This window comes from Eximiradius proteiniborus (genome assembly GCF_058546985.1).
Window position 1 is genome coordinate 1,829,250 of record NZ_CM178592.1, and the last position, 15,775, is coordinate 1,845,024.

The following is a 15,775-nucleotide window of genomic DNA, read 5'->3' on the forward strand; positions in this document are numbered from 1 at the left end:
AAGATTATTTCACAATAACGAGTTTCTCACGTGCCTGGAACGGACCGCTAACCATATTGATAAAGTAAACGCCCGAGCCAAGTTCGCTTGTGATGATTGTTGCTTTGTAGTCGCCAGCACGCATTTCGCCGTCCTGAAGCACCCGAACAACCTCACCTTGTGCATTTATAAGCTCGATACGGGTATATACGTTATCCAAACCAACACTGAAATCAAGCGTTACCGAACCACCGGAAACCGGATTTGGCTTAATCGGTATCATCTTGAACTGGTTCTTGTTAATGATAACGTTGCGTAAGTCTTGCACGCAATGTTGCAATGAAATACGTCCGGGAACATTCACCGAGCTTACACATTCGTCGCGGTCGTGGAATGTAATTTGCCCAAACGATGGAGTAAACGAACTGCTATCGGAAAGCAGAATTAAGAAGTTTGGATTGAAGAGTTTTCCATCCTTGTCGATTGGCAATCCACCTTTACCGTGAACAAACAACGAAGCAGATGTTTCGCTATGAAGCACTTCATTGGCAGTAAGAACCCAGTTTTTCAATACTTCGCCCGGAGTAACAGAGCCGTTGTATTTCATCCATTTTGGATTGTATTTTATTTCAACAGTAAACTCAGTAATTTGAACTTCAGCCCAAGTGCCCATATGTCCTGCATCAGGAACAAGCTTAATAGAAACAGGGAATTCTTTGTATTTACTGGTAGTAGTCATTCCAGCAGTCATCTGGTCAATGCGAGGCAGTGAAAGCTCAACATTGCTGAGAACGCTCATAGCTGAAAGTTCTGCTTCATAAGTGCCAATTGAAGTTTCAACGTATAATTTTGCTTTAATTTTGTTGCCATTGTCGTGAATTTGACCAGTGCGAGCATCCGGTTTGAAACGAACGTTGTAAACTTTGGTGCTTTGTGGGTCAACCTGGTCGCCCGGTGTAAATCCAAGCACTTCGAAAATATCAGAGTAAGCATCTTCCACTTGAATATTGTTAATCTCAAATGATCGGGTTGTGCCGGTATTACGAACCTCGAAGCTCAATTGAGGATCGTCGCAACGTGTTCTGCGTTGGAAATCTATGTTAGTAACTTCCAATCCGCGGTCAAATGCATTACCAACTACATTGATTGTTGTAATTTGCAAGCTATCGTAAGCAGGGAATGCATCGTTGTAAATATCCAATGCAATTTCTCTGCGAAGTGTGCGAGTTGGAGTGAATGTAACTGGTATTTCGAGTTCCTGACCACGAGCCAATACAAAGTCTGTCGGCAGTGGCTGCAAGAAATTGAAGTCCTGGTTCGAATTTGGAGTAACAGGGCGTATGCGAATTTCTTTGATAAACAGGTCTGCTGTATTGCTTAACGAGCGAATTTTAATGCTGCCTGTTACAGGATGAAGTTCGCCAACTTCCACTTCCGGAGTGAATTCAAAACCAATTGCTTCGATTTGCGGCAGATATGCTGAACCTTCAAGTACACCATAAAGACTACCACGAGGTATATTATCGCTCGAAGCAAATATTGGATATATTTTTACATTAGTTCTAACATTATCAGTAATCGGTTTAAATCTCAAAAGAACGCGAACGACTTTAGTTTTGTTCGGGTCAGTTTCGGTTTGAGGCCAGATTTCTATTTGGTTCTGTCCGGTTGCGATAAAGTTTGGCTCATAACCAACAACTTCGTAGCTACCATCGTTGTCGTTTTCATCAATTTCGGCACGAATGAATTTAAGTGGTGAAGTCCCGATATTAGATACTTCAACATAACCCTGATATGCATCTATCATCTTAACATTTGCATCTAATACACGGCGGGCTCCCCAATTGAAGCTGGTAATCTGTGGTCCTGGCTTAATACCAATACCACGGATATCCGACCAGTATTTACCGCTGGCTGCGTTGGAATTAAAGTCTATTCTTGCAGTATAATCGCCGTTGTCTGCTGGAGTAAAGCATATAGTTCTAAATAAAACGCTCTGTCCCGGTGTAATTATAACAGGGAATGCCGGCTCGATCGGATCTTCCAAAGTAAATGCCAGATTACCCGGATTCCAGGTAAATCCATCAATTACTAAATTCATACTTCCCGTGTTGCGAACGACTATGCCGCTTGTATGGCACTTCTTATCGCCAACAACTACCGCACCAAAGTTATAGTCTGTTACGTCAATCTTTGGAATTACACCGCGACCAGTAACCGGGAAGGAAAATTTTAAACACTCAGTTTCAATAAGCACAGAGTCAATATCCAAATTAAATTCATTCGGCGATTCATTAACCGGCGAATAACGAACGTTTATAGGTATTTCTGACTTCTTTGGAATTACTGTTGGGATTGCTGGCAAATCCACTAATTGATAATATTGCCCTCTATATAATTTTATTGACTTTATTGTTACGTCATTTCCGCCCTTGTTTTGTATGATATATGTCAAATCAGACGATTTGCCTACCTGAACAGCTCCGAATTGGAGTATATCTGGATTGCTTGCAATTTTGTCAGCGAAATATTCTATTTTAGTTTTGGATTCATTTCCTGCACGGTCAACTATCGATAAATAAGCAACAGCGTCTTTTGTTATATCATCAACTTGCAACTCGAACGTAAAGTCGGTCTTCGGTGGGAACGGTGTAAATGGTGTTGTAAATATCGGGTCTTTGAAATTCTCTGTTCCATCAAGTAGTCTTGGCTGGTCGGAGACACCTAAATCTTGTTGAAATGGGTCGTCCCCTTCTTTGCCATTGCGAATTTCAGTAAATCTAACGGTGTATTTGCCACAATTGCCTTCTACATACACTTCCGGAGCCAATGTATCAACTACATCGGTTACTTTAAACTGCATCGCAGCAGGCCACCCGTAGGAATCCACACTTGTAAATCCATACACATATCCACCAAATGGTGTTTCGCCTGTTACGTAGTGCGCCCCCGGTCCCACTCTTACTCTTGCAAAATATAAGTCAGTATCTGGTATTCTGTTCATCTTGAATTGCGGAACTGTCTGATAAATTGGTTTCCCGTCAAGTTTTATAGATTCAATTAATTGCACATGTCTCATTGGGTCTAATGTATCACCTATTGCAATAATATTGAACCAGTTGTCGTCAAATTGCCCTGATGGTGTCTGGAAAATTGTAAGGTTTGTAAATTGCTCCACAGCTGTTGTTACTATCATAAACGGGTCGTAGTCATTATTGCCGTCCCAACTCGATGAATATGAGTAGTGCAAAACTAATATTGGTTTATTTGCAGAGAAAATTGATACACCACGTATTGATTTAACTTCGGGACCAGGTGCCCCCAACACTTCACTAAATTCCACAAAATCACCCGAACGTTTTAATGTCCCGACTCGTCTTTCAATTAGTTCTTGTGTGTTTTCGTCATACCAGCGTACTTCATAATTAGTCATATTTTCCGCCGCTACTATCCGGAAAAGGTCTCCTTTAAACGGCGGTCTTTGCAACTGTATTGTAGCATACCTTTTGCCCCAGGCGCTTACAGGCGGCAGCATCTCTACCAAGTGGTCACGAGATGATGAAATAAGCGCCGGCAGGTCGGCTCTCTGGTGATACGAGAGCAGCCCTATTGGTTTGTCGCTCTTTATTCTTGAACCTGTTAAATCAAAATCACCATCCTGATTTGCCGCACCACGAACGCAATAGACCTGACCACGGTTCAGAGTTACAGACCATTTGTCACCGATCTTGCGTCCTCCCGTAGTTGCGTCGGACTGTGCCCCGCGTCCTTTGAGCTCTATGTTTACTGTTGTATTGTTCTCCGATGCCATAATTACAAAGCCGCTACCCATATATGGGAACCCCTGGTCGTTTGATCCTTCGTTATTATCATAGTAGCAGGCGTGTATGTAGTCAGTCCCCCACGAAGCAACCGGAATAGCCATATAGCCGTCCGATGTTGTTGATTTTGTGTTCAGGCAGTAAACAGAAATCGGGCTGGAACTCGATACTATTCGGAACGCTTTATTGTCCTGCGGAGTTTCGTATGGAACGCGTACTTCGTCGCGAGCCATATTCAGCTCCATCGGAGTTCTGAATTGAATTACGCTGTAAGGCTTTGAAATAGTTTTCCTTGCGATAGTTCCGTTTGTGCGGGCATTCTGAAGCTCTACCACTGTTGGCTTTGCAGACGAAACAAAGATGAACAAATCGCCACTTGTCCACGAAGCAACTTCATTTTGTGGAAAGGCAACAATAAATTCGTAGCCCTGAGAATTTGCACCCGCAGTTAGCACCTGATTGCTCAGGTTCTGCTTGATTTTTTCGATGCGTGTATTCTGGGCATTTGCAGCCATCGCTAAGGCTACTATGCACAGCATAAAAGTCAATGTGAACAGTTTTTTCATTTTAACCCCTTGTTTAATAACAATTTATATAAAATATTTCTATTCCTTATCTGTAATAACAAATAATATTAAAAAAAATCACAAAAATAATTGAATAATAATTAATATTATTCGCTATAACTTTCAAAATACAAAAAATCTTAATAAAAAACTAAATAATTGTTTTATTTGTATATTACATTGCTTAATTTAACTTTATTGAACCGAAATAATTGACTATGCGAATTTGTGTTACTATATTTTTATTCTTGCTATCATTAGAGTGTTCTCTCGCTCAAATCTTCCTGACCGACAAGGGCTCGTCGCCATCAAACTTCTTTCAATTCAGTAGCAACATCGAAAGAAACTCCCCACCTAACTTCTACAACACCAAAGGATACAAGCCTATCGAACGTCTTAGGCACAGACTTTCGGTGCGAACCGACTCTGCCGGACATCTTCCTGCCACTATCGGCATTTTTGATGAATACAAAAAACTGTTACGCAACAAAGCTCAACAGTTCAACCAAAATACAAACCTCTGGCAGGAACTTGGTCCGCGTCTTCCGCAAGAAGGCTCCGATAAACGCCTCTCGGGCAGTGGTCGTGTCAATGTAGTTGCCTTCGACCCGCTCGATAGCAATTTAATCTGGCTCGGCTCGGCTTCGGGCGGACTTTGGAAAAGCACAAACCGCGGTCGTAGCTGGGAAGTTGTGCCTTTTACTGAGTTCCTGTCTATGGGAGTTTCCGATATAGCCATTCCGGCGCAAAACCCCAACACAATTTACGTTGCAACCGGCGATGCCGATGGAAGCAGTTTCTTTGGTTGCTTCTCGCTCGGTATTATTAAATCCACCGACAAGGGAAACACTTGGGAAATATTACCAACAGGAATTGAATATAGCAGCGGTCAGTTTATTTCAAAATTGCTCGTTCATCCCGAAAATCCTCAAATCCTTTATGCTGCAACAAGCACTTCCATAATAAAATCTACCGACGCTGGCAAATCCTGGCAAACTCTCACCGATGGCTTCAATTTTCGCGACCTTTGCTTCAAAGAAGGCACGCCCGACGTCCTGTTTGCAACAACTTACAGTCTTGCCGATGGTGCTTTCCTGCTCATCTCCGAAGATGCCGGCGAAAACTGGTTCTTTGCTAATTACTGGCGCGATGCCTCCCGTGTGAAGCTTGCCACCACTCCGATTGATCCCTCGCGTCTGCTTGCTTTGTGCGTCTCGAAGCACACCAACTCGTTCGGCGGGCTTTATCTATCTGATAGTGACGGGTATTTCTGGCAAGCATTATTTCCCGATACTGCTAAATACTCCGAATTAGTTCAGGCACAAGGCTTTTTCAATCTTGTGCTTTCGTTTCTGCCAAATAGCAAAGATGAGTTCTATGTTGGTGGTGTGTGGCTCTATCGCGGTAGTCTTCGCTCAGACGAATTTACTCCAATCAGCAACGAAGTTCACGTTGATATGCACGACATTAAATATAACCGGTTTGACGGCAAAATCTATCTTGCAAACGACGGCGGAATTTACAGATTTAATCCCGATTTTTCCAAAATCGAAAATATCAGTTCCAATCTCGGTATTACTCAATTCTACCGTATCGGGCTAAGTCCGTATAATCCCCGGTTGTTCTATGGCGGTTCGCAGGACAATAACGTTTACGAATATTTTTATGATAAATGGAAGTTCTTCTGGGCTGGCGACGGTATGGAATGCTTTGTCGCTCCCGACAACCCTTCGCTTGTGTATTTCTCCACTCAGCGGGGCAATCTGTTCAATACCGAAACCGGCAAAATGGAAATTCCTTCAAACGAAAAACGCCCTTGGGTCGCTTCTTTTGGCTACCACTTCGCAAATCCCAAAATCGTCTATTGCGGATACGAAAATCTCTGGACTACTACCGATAAAGGTCTCACCTGGCAGAAAATTTCGGATTTTGCCGACAGTTCCACTATTAATGCAATTGCTTCTTCTTATTCAGATGAAAATGTGTTTGCCGTAGCCAAATCAAACAATTTGTATTATACCGCAAATTCCGGAAAGAACTGGACTGCTCTCTTGCAGCTAAAAAGCCCGATTTCAGCAATTCAGTTCGACATTTACAGTAACCTATGGATTGCTTGCGGCGGTTTTGCTACTTCGCTAAAACTCTTTCGATGGAATAATTCTAATTTAGAAAATCACTCGTATAATTTACCTAACATTCCTGTTAATTGTATCGTCATCGACAGCACGACCGACATCATCTACGTTGGAACCGATATTGGCGTATTCCGTAAACGGCTACGCGATACCGTCTGGCTTCCTGCCGGAGACGGCTTGCCAGCTGTTATTATTAACGAGTTGGAAATTCACTACGGAACCGGAACTCTATTTGCGGCAACTTTCGGGCGCGGAGTGTGGGCTTTGCAGCTCTGGGAGTGTCCGGCAGAAAAACCAATTGTTGCCGTTCCGGAACGCGTTGTCTTCTGCCCGGACGAGGAAGTAACTTTAGAGGTGCTCAATCCTGTTTCAGATTATACTTACATCTGGAATAACGGCAGCAGAGGCTCGTCGCTCAAAGTTTCGCAATCAGGCAATTACTACGTTTCGGCTGTACGGAATAATGGTTGCCTTGCCGTAAGCGACACAGTTTACCTATGGAAACCCGCAAGCCCCGAAATCAACTTGATTTTGCTCACCTCGAACCCAATTTGCGAAGGCGATACAGCTATGATACTTGCAAAAATCCAAAGCTCTCAGAAAGTGTTGCATAGTGGCTGGTCTAACGGCAGAATTGGCTTGATCGGACAATTTACTCAGGCAGGAAAATACTTCTTCTGGCTAACCGACGAATACAACTGCCGCTACACCTCTTCCCTCTTCGAAATCTTTGTAAATCCATTGCCACCCAAGCCAACTATACGCAAAAACGGCAATTGGCTCGAAACTGACGCAACAGGCACACTCTACTGGTATGCAAACGACACTTTGATTGCAGACGCTTCCGACAACCGTTGCTATGCTTTTGCTCCCGGTCGATATTACGTCATAGTGCAAGACGCAAACTACTGCAAAAACTCGTCCGACACATTAGAAATCCGGTTTGAAAGCTCTCCTGTTGCAAATATGCAGGTGCGGCTCGCCCCAAACCCAACAAACGAATTATTGACGCTCGAACTTAATCTGCTCGAAGAAAGCCAGTTCGAGATTACAATTTACAACACACTTGGGCAAGAAGTGTTCTTACGCCGCTACCCCTCGCGTCGAGGATACGTGTTCGAACAAATTGATTTGCGGCAGTTTGCCCCATCGGCGTATTTCGTAAGCATTCGCAACGAGTTTGGCAGTCTCTCCAAAACCTTCGTTGTTGTGCGGTAAAAGCTTTCTTTATAGTTTTTCCAAAGTAATTAGGAAGTAGATGGATTATATTAATTTTGCTTCTAAAATCATTTTTTTTGAATTCACTCAAAACGAGTTCAAAGAAAATTGCTTCAGCTCCGTAGAGTACGAAGATGAGATTAATCTATTGAAGATCACCTAAAATCAATCAAACAATAGATTTGCTCGCCTTGTGTCGAAAACTCTTCTTTGCACAATATTTTTTTCTTTCATATTTTTGCTAAAAAAACAGAGGATTTCAATGATAAAGCACAATTTTTGGTCTTCGGTTCTGCTGACTGTGGCTTTGATTGGTTTTGCAGCCTGGTTTGGAGGTAATCTATCCCGCACTGCAATTGGCTACGATATTTTCAAGCCCGAAGCAGTGCTTTCGCTCAAAGAGAACTACAACGATGCAATCAGAATGCAAAATATATATTTATTCGCCGATTTAGCTATTTATACCGACGTCGGTTACGGACTGTTCGCCATTTCTTTGATAATCTACGCTTTACGTAACAGAAAATCGTGGAAGCAAAACGGCTGGCTACTGATGTCGCTTATTCTGCTCTTGCTTGCTCTTCCGGTGCAAGCATATCTGTTCTATATGGACTGGCGACTGGCTAACTCGGTTGTTCTCCAAAACGTTCGCGATTTTTACGATTGGGAAGTGCAGGAATTTTTCTACAACAGATTTGTCGGCAACAACTGGACCGTTGCAAGCAGTCTCAGCTTTCTTACAACTTCGGCAGCAGCTGCCTGCTTTGCCTGGCTGCCACTTATAAGAAAGGAGAATGCCAATGACAACTAAGGAATTGCTTAAAGAACTCGAATATATCGCTCAAAATTCCGGCGTTGTTGTTCGCCGCGAAAAAGGAAACTTCAAAAGTGGTGCCGCTGTGCTAAAAGAGCGAAAACTCGTTTTAATAAATAAAAATGCTACCCCTGAAATTGCCGCCCGGGCTATCGCTCGCGGCTTGCCCGAGGACGTGCTTCAGCATAGCTTCATCAAGCCATACGTTCGCGAATTTATCGAATCGGAAGCCGCTCTCGAAAAACCCAAATTCGAAATTGTTGTAAAATACTGATTATTATCTGACACTGTCTTTGATTAATGGCTTTTTCTGTATTGGTTCCGAAGGCTGTATCAGTTTTATTTGCTCATCCTTCTTTTGATTGTAGCGTCGAATATTTTTCGGAACATTCTCAATCGCATCTACGCGGCTGGTGGGATCTTCTGCCCAGGGATTTGCGTTTAGCACTTCGCTGGCAGTTATTCTCACGTTCTTCACTACTGTGCCGCGTTTGCCGGGTATTTCCAGCAATTCATCATTTCGATAAAAGCGTATTGCCCCAAAGTTCCCCTGATGAACAATTGCAAATTCGCCCACATTCCAGCTGCGCTCCATTCCCGGATACATCAGCAATTCCTCGCTTCGGGCTCCGTCTATTTCTATTCGCATCCACGCAGTATCGCGGGCTACTGCTTTTATCACTATCGAATCGCTTTTATTGAAAAACTCTGTTAATTTGTTCTCTATGTTATTTTCCGTTTTCTCTGCGGCTGTGTCCTGCGCATATCGCTGTTCCTCGAAGAACTTTTTCGTATCGAAAAAGAAAACAAAATATATTACAAGCAACAGAAAAATCGCAATTGCTGAAATAATAATATAATTTATAAATACCGGATTTACGCTGAAACGCACTCTTCGCTTCCGGAATATTTCCGTATAGTCCTTGCTTTGCGAAACTTCTGTGGAAGTAACTATTTTTTTAGGTTTTTCCTTTTTCTTTTTGATGGGTTTTGTGGCAGGTTTTTCTACTTCCAAATCAGCATTTTCTGTCGTTGCTTCATCTGGTTCTGCAGTCGCAATCGGTTCCGCTGCCTCTTGCTTGCGCTCGGCTGGCGGCACTTCCTGCTGAGCACTTAAATCAGAAATTTCATATAAATTGCATAATTTCCTGATAAAAGACTTAATATACACTTCGGGCAAAACGTTGTATTCCCCATTTTCGATTGCTTCGATTATATGCGTCCGAATACTCGTCGCCTTGCTCACCTCTTCGATTGAAAGGTTGCGTCTCAGACGCTCCGATTTGAGTATTTTGCCCGTTTCATTCATAAATTTCTTTTCTCTAATTTAATATTTGTTTTGAATTTATGAAAATTTTTTTATTTAGAGTTATCAATTAATATGCCAAATAATTTAATAATTTATTCTGTTATCTTTCGTTTAATAAGTATTTACAAATAATCCGGAAATATATGGCATTTATAATATTAATAGCAACTGCTGCAATTTCGCTATATGCAATGTATCGCAACCAAAGCATATATTACCGCTGGATGTTTTCGCCCTGGCGGGTGCGTCGCGAAGGTGCGTGGTACACTTTCATCACAAGCGGTTTCCTGCACGCCGATCTTACTCATCTTGCTTTCAATATGATTACTTTCTACTTTTTTGCATTTAGATTTGAAGAAATTGTCGGGGCAACAAACTTTCTTATAATTTACTTCGGAAGTATGATTATCGCAGATTTGGGCTCGTTTTTCAAACACGCAAACAATCCCAATTTCCGTTCGCTCGGGGCTTCGGGAGCAGTCTCAGGTATCGTTTTCGGTTCGATTTTATACTTCCCCACAAGCAAAATGATAATTTTCCCGTTGCCAATCCCAATTCCCGCTTATATTTTTGGTGTGCTCTATCTTGCGTGGTGCTTCTATGCCGAACGTCAGGCACGCGACAACATCAATCATTCGGCTCATCTCTTCGGAGCAATTGCCGGAATTGTGCTGACCGTTCTGCTCGAACCCAATGTAGTTCAGCATTTTCTGAATCATTTTTGATTAATCTTGCTTTTTCCCGTAATCTATTAATTTATGGACGGCTTCGATAAATTGCTTCATCTCTTCTTCGGTTGTAAAATAGCCGGGGCTTACTCGTATTGTGCCGTGCGGTTCGCTTCCTAAATACTTATGAATAAGCGGGGCGCAATGCAACCCACCACGAACAAGTATTGAAAACGAATTTGCTAAAATAAAGGCTGCTTCTTCGGCTTCGATATTCTCTATGTTGAACGAAATCAAACTGAAACTGCTCTTTGTCTCGCTGTGATACAACTTTATTGTCGGGTTGCCTTTGAACTCATCAAGAAACATCGAAACAAGCTTCTTTTTGTGTTCCTGAATTTTTTCTAAAGTTTCTTTTTTGATAAAATCCACTCCTGCCGCCATAGATGCAATACCGGTATAGTTCTGGGTGCCTGCTTCGTAGATGTGTGGCTCTTCTCTCGGATATTCGAGTTCGCGGCTTTTGTAACCTGTTCCACCGGTTTTAAGCGGAATCACAGAAATATCTTCCTTTATATATATTCCGCCTGTGCCGGTTGTGCCAAACAAGGACTTATGCCCTGTGAAAGCGAGCATATCAATGCCATCTTTATCAATATTTATTTTCACATTTCCAACCGATTGCGAAGCATCCACCAGCAATTTCACGCCATATTCACGGGCAATTGCCGCAATTTCAGCTATATCCTGCACTGTGCCTGTAACATTCGAACAATGATTTACAACTATTAGAGCTGTCTGCGGCTGTATTGCTTTGCGGATGTCGTCGGGCGACACATATCCGGTTGCGTCGCAAGGAACAATTGTGGCATCGCTCATATGAATTCGCAATCGATGGTGAAGTGGTCGCAGCACTGAATTATGTTCCGTTGCCGTTGCAACTATATGCCGGCGACACAAATCGTAACCTTTCATTATCAGGTTTATTGCTTCGGTGCTCCCCGACGTAAAAAACAACCGCTTGTGGTTTCGCACTCCCAAAAATTTCGCAATGCTCTTGCGATAATCAACCATCTTATCCTGAAAAAATAGTCCTCCGCGGTGGACATTTTGCGGCATTTCTTTGATGCTTTTCAATACTGCCTGCTCAACAGCCTCTGGCTTTGGGTACGACGTTGCAGCATTGTTCAAATAAACATAACGTTTTTTCATTTTCAATTTAAATTTATAAACAAATTAATTAAAAAATTGTTAATTTAATTTTTTGTTTAACTTACTTGCTCTGATATGTTAAAAAGAATATCATTCATTATTATTTTATACATTTGTATTGCAGGCAATACTTTTTCGCAAGGATTGCTTGTTCCGTATAATTTAAACTTCGAACTTGGTGCCGTGGGCTACGAACCACCGCAATGGGATGCCAGCAACTCGGCACAAAAGCAAGGCTACGTTATTATTACAACCGATTCGCTCTCGCACTCGGGACGCAAATCGCTTGTGATTAATTCGCCCGACACTAAGGACACCTCTACTATCGCATTCGTCAGGCAATCGATTAACGCCCGTAATTATCGTGCCAACAAAGTTAATTTTGGTGCCTACCTGCTTGCTTTTTTGGACAATGAACAGTCTTTCGCATTTCTCTGGGCTAATGTGCGGGACAAAGACGGCAATATTATTGCTTCTTTCAGTTCGCAGGATAATCCTATCACCTCCGGCAACTGGTCCCGCTTCTCTATTATGCTCGATATTCCCCAGAACGCCGAAACGATTAATTACGGTTTCGCTCTCAAGGGCAGCGGCACTGTTTTCATCGACAACGCCAATTTCGATATAATCCAGTCAGACCCCAAATATTATGCAAAGCAATCAAATCTGTCCGCTTCCGAACTCGATAATTTAGTTGCTTTCGCTGAAATTTTCGGGCTTATAAAGTATTTTTACCCAAATTTCTATTCCGACAAAATTGATTGGAATAACTTCCTGATTGCCGGAATCGAAAAAGCCGAATCTGCAAAAAATTCTGATGAATTTGTGAAATTACTGAGCCCGCTTGTTAATTCTGTTGCTCCGGAAGCTAAATTTAATAATAAATTAAACCTCACGCCCAACGACAAATTACCCGCTTACGCCTGGTTGCACACCGGAGTGCCTTCTAACTACGCCAACGCTGTTTCGAACAGCAAAATGATTAATCTTGCCCTATCCCAACGCACAAGCACCGCTCTTGCAATGCAACGCACACCTATTAGCGTAGGCAAAATCCACCCGACAGGAATTGAACTTTCCGCTGAATGCTCACTCGCAGCTGAAAACAGTTCCGCTTTCGGCAATATTTTAGTTCGCTTCGAAGACGAAAACAACCGCATAATCAGCTTTACATCTTTCGAGCCACCCTTTGTAAAATCTACTGATCAAAACACTTACTCGCTCAAAACTAAAGTTCCCGACAATACAAAATTCATTCGTCTGGCTACAAATTTAGACGGCGAAGGCACTTTCTCGGTTCGTAAAATCGAGTTGAAAATTTATGCAAAAACTCTCAACAACCCACGCCGCATAATTATCGATTTCGAGAGCGAACCCTTGGTGAACTGGAATTTACTGGACGAATCCGCCCGCGCCGGCTACCAGTTTTCTGCTGAAAACGGCTTCCTGAAATTGTTCTCCACTCAGCACAATAAAATCTTACGCCCAAATAATACTTATTCTCTCACTTTGCAAAACTCAGTCGAGTATTCCCAACCACTCGTTCTCAATATTGATAGCGTTGCAAATGCAAATTATAACGTAAATTTCCGTACCCGGTTGCTAACAAAACCAGCGGACTTTGTCCCTGCCACAGCCGACCGCCACAGCAGAATTGCCCTTGTGATAGACCTTTGGAACTATCTTGTTCATTTCGCTGCTTCGGAAAATGATCGCCCCAAAATGCTGAACTTGCTTCGCTCGGCAATTACAAAGGTTGCGGCTCAATCGGATAGCCTTGAATTAGAAAAATCCCTGAACGAACTTCTGGCTTCCATAAAAGATAATAACGCATTAATAGAAAAATACAGCCCCGGCTTGTCCAAATACTTGCCCTTTTTGCTCAAATATTTTGACGGCAAACTAATTGTGGTGAAAAATCATAAATCTTCGGCTTTGCAGCCGGGCGATGAAATTACAGAAATTGAAGGCATTCCTGCCTCGCAGGCGTTGGAGCAAACCGAGCAACTTATTGCTGTTCCCAACCCTGCATTCAGAAGGATTATTGCAATAAACAAACTCACGAAAGGTGCACCCGATAGCAAAGTTCAAATAACTGCCCTTCGCAACGGCAAACCTGTTAAAGTGGTAGAAACCCGCACCCTGCTTGTTGGCGAACTTATCGAAGAACGTCCCGAACGCTACGAAATTTTTGGCGACAGCACAATTTATTGCGACCTTACTCGCACCACCGACAAGGAACTGAACGAAATAGCTAAATTTATGGAGAAATTTCCTTGCTTGATTTTTGATTTGCGCGGGAAATCTCAGGTTTCGGAGTATTTCTTAGGATTGCTTGCCGATAATGCTGTGCAATCCTTCCCAATCGTTACTTCAACCAATACAGAGCCTTACGGCAAAAGCCGTAATTCATATTCAATCTATACAAATATCAAACCATACCGTCGTCTTGCCAATAAGCAGATATTTTTCTTGTGCGACGAACGTTCTGTAGGTCTTTCGGAAGCTATTCTGGCAATTGCCAAGCACAACAAACTCGGCACAATTATCGGACGCCCCACTTCCGGCTCTGCTGGTGAAATTTGCACTATCGCTCTGCCCTGCGGGTACTACCTGACTGCAACTACTGCAAAAGTCGTCTCGCCCGATGGCGGAGAAATTTCCGGCAGCCCGATTTCGCCCATTATTACAGTCAATTATGATATAAGCTTTATCAAAAATAATATTGACGATATTTTATTCAAGACACTTGAAATTATTAAAAATTCAAGGAATAAATAAATGATTATCAAGAAAATTGAACTTTCCAACTTCAAAAGTTTCAAAGAACTTAAACTGGAACTTGGCAAGTTCAATGTGATGATTGGTCCGAACTCTGCCGGAAAATCGAACCTTATCTCTATTTTCCGCTTTCTTCGCGATATTGTGCAATCGGGGCTGGACAACGCTATCTCAATGCAAGGAGGAGTGGAATACTTACGCAATCTGAGCTTGGGCAACAGCGAAAAATTTATGTCTCTGAAAATTGAAGTCGAACCATTCAAAAAAATTCGCCCAATCAAAAATATGCCCCACGGTACTATCGGTATCAAGCCAAGCTGGTTCGAACACGAGTTTGTGCTCGAATTCTTCGACGACAACGAGCAGTATCGCGTTGTGCATAATGTGCTCAAACAAAATTTCGACTTCTATCTGATGCGCGATAGTTCCAACACAGAGCATATTATCGGGCATAGCGAACTTACCATCTCGAACAACAATGGAAATTTTGCAATCGACTACACCAAAGACGGCGAAATCCCATTGTCCAAAGAAGATTTGCTACCCTCGATTTATCTCGATATTAATTCATATTCCGAGCAATCAAAACTGAACGAAACTTTATTTATCGAAAACCAATATTATATGCCTCATCCCGATAGCGTCCGCAAAGCTATCGGCGATATTTCAATTTACGACTTAGACCCAAACCAACCCAAAAGCGTTACCTCTATCGCCGGCAAAGCCGAACTCGAAGAAAACGGCGAAAATCTCGCTATCGTGCTTAAGCGTATTCTCTCCAATCCCGATAAAGCCCGCACCCTCTTCAATTTGTTGCAATATCTCCTGCCTTTCATCGAAGAATTCGAAGTAGATAAATTTTTAGACAGATATTTGCAACTGAAGGTGAAAGAATCTTACGTCAAAGATAAATTTCTGCCTGCTTCTCTTATGTCCAGCGGCTCGCTTTTCATTATTGCAATTGTGATTGTTCTCTATTTCGAGCATAAAAAATTTGTAATTTTCGAGGAACCAGCCCGCCGCATTCACCCTTACCTTATTTCTAAAGTTATCGAAATGATGAAGGAATGCTCCCAACACAAGCAAATTTTGCTCAGCACTCACAATCCCGAAATTGTTAAATACGCCGGCATTGAAAACATTCACTTCGTTTCCCGCGACGAACACGGTTTTTCTTCCGTTATCAAACCACACGAACGAAACGAAATCAAAACTTTTCTGCAAAATGAAATCGGAATAGAGGAACTCTATATTCAAAATTTGCTTAAATAA

Annotated in this window: 9 protein-coding genes; 6 read left to right on the top strand and 3 right to left on the bottom strand. The window is 42.3% G+C overall.

What is annotated here, in order from left to right; genetic code table 11:
• Nucleotides 1–4: 4 nt before the first annotated feature.
• On the bottom strand, nucleotides 5–4,366 hold the full coding sequence (locus tag ACY2LT_RS07650; protein ID WP_491814930.1) for a choice-of-anchor D domain-containing protein: 4,362 nt from the start codon (nucleotides 4,364–4,366) through the stop codon (nucleotides 5–7).
• A 218-nt stretch (nucleotides 4,367–4,584) separates the two neighbouring features.
• Here ACY2LT_RS07650 and ACY2LT_RS07655 point away from each other — a divergent pair, with 218 nt between their 5' ends.
• From ACY2LT_RS07655 to ACY2LT_RS07665, 3 genes are all read left to right on the top strand, one after another.
• Entirely contained in the window at nucleotides 4,585–7,719 is a 3,135-nt protein-coding gene (locus ACY2LT_RS07655; RefSeq protein ID WP_491814931.1) for a T9SS type A sorting domain-containing protein, read from the top strand.
• A gap of 262 nt (nucleotides 7,720–7,981) precedes the next feature.
• The gene (locus ACY2LT_RS07660) at nucleotides 7,982–8,530 is read left to right on the top strand and encodes a hypothetical protein (protein WP_491814933.1); all 549 of its coding nucleotides are present in this window, start codon (nucleotides 7,982–7,984) and stop codon (nucleotides 8,528–8,530) included.
• Nucleotides 8,520–8,807 carry a hypothetical protein gene (locus ACY2LT_RS07665; protein ID WP_491814935.1) on the top strand — a complete coding sequence of 96 codons (288 nt, stop codon included), beginning with the start codon at nucleotides 8,520–8,522 and terminating at the stop codon, nucleotides 8,805–8,807. The genes ACY2LT_RS07660 and ACY2LT_RS07665 overlap by 11 nt, the downstream gene beginning before the upstream one ends.
• 3 nt (nucleotides 8,808–8,810) lie before the next feature.
• Here the strand turns inward: ACY2LT_RS07665 and ACY2LT_RS07670 are convergent, their stop codons facing one another.
• On the bottom strand, nucleotides 8,811–9,842 hold the full coding sequence (locus tag ACY2LT_RS07670; RefSeq protein WP_491814937.1) for a helix-turn-helix domain-containing protein: 1,032 nt from the start codon (nucleotides 9,840–9,842) through the stop codon (nucleotides 8,811–8,813).
• 143 nt (nucleotides 9,843–9,985) lie between these two features.
• Between ACY2LT_RS07670 and ACY2LT_RS07675 the strand changes: the two genes are divergently transcribed.
• Nucleotides 9,986–10,567: a rhomboid family intramembrane serine protease gene (locus tag ACY2LT_RS07675; RefSeq protein WP_491814938.1), complete on the top strand. Its 582-nt coding sequence runs from the start codon at nucleotides 9,986–9,988 to the stop codon at nucleotides 10,565–10,567.
• Here the strand turns inward: ACY2LT_RS07675 and ACY2LT_RS07680 are convergent, their stop codons facing one another.
• On the bottom strand, nucleotides 10,568–11,722 hold the full coding sequence (locus ACY2LT_RS07680) for an aminotransferase class V-fold PLP-dependent enzyme (RefSeq protein ID WP_491814939.1): 1,155 nt from the start codon (nucleotides 11,720–11,722) through the stop codon (nucleotides 10,568–10,570).
• A 75-nt stretch (nucleotides 11,723–11,797) separates the two neighbouring features.
• On the opposite strand from ACY2LT_RS07680, the gene ACY2LT_RS07685 reads away from it, so the two are divergent.
• Complete coding sequence (locus tag ACY2LT_RS07685) at nucleotides 11,798–14,503, top strand: S41 family peptidase (RefSeq protein ID WP_491814941.1); 2,706 nt, start codon at nucleotides 11,798–11,800, stop codon at nucleotides 14,501–14,503.
• The gene (locus ACY2LT_RS07690) at nucleotides 14,504–15,775 is read left to right on the top strand and encodes an AAA family ATPase (protein ID WP_491814942.1); all 1,272 of its coding nucleotides are present in this window, start codon (nucleotides 14,504–14,506) and stop codon (nucleotides 15,773–15,775) included. It begins immediately after the preceding gene.

Coding starts and splice junctions, on each gene's coding strand:
- ACY2LT_RS07650 (WP_491814930.1), bottom strand. CDS start 4,366: ATGAAAAAACTGTTCACATTGACTTTTATGCTGTGCATAGTAGCCTTA.
- ACY2LT_RS07655 (WP_491814931.1), top strand. CDS start 4,585: ATGCGAATTTGTGTTACTATATTTTTATTCTTGCTATCATTAGAGTGT.
- ACY2LT_RS07660 (WP_491814933.1), top strand. CDS start 7,982: ATGATAAAGCACAATTTTTGGTCTTCGGTTCTGCTGACTGTGGCTTTG.
- ACY2LT_RS07665 (WP_491814935.1), top strand. CDS start 8,520: ATGACAACTAAGGAATTGCTTAAAGAACTCGAATATATCGCTCAAAAT.
- ACY2LT_RS07670 (WP_491814937.1), bottom strand. CDS start 9,842: ATGAATGAAACGGGCAAAATACTCAAATCGGAGCGTCTGAGACGCAAC.
- ACY2LT_RS07675 (WP_491814938.1), top strand. CDS start 9,986: ATGGCATTTATAATATTAATAGCAACTGCTGCAATTTCGCTATATGCA.
- ACY2LT_RS07680 (WP_491814939.1), bottom strand. CDS start 11,722: ATGAAAAAACGTTATGTTTATTTGAACAATGCTGCAACGTCGTACCCA.
- ACY2LT_RS07685 (WP_491814941.1), top strand. CDS start 11,798: ATGTTAAAAAGAATATCATTCATTATTATTTTATACATTTGTATTGCA.
- ACY2LT_RS07690 (WP_491814942.1), top strand. CDS start 14,504: ATGATTATCAAGAAAATTGAACTTTCCAACTTCAAAAGTTTCAAAGAA.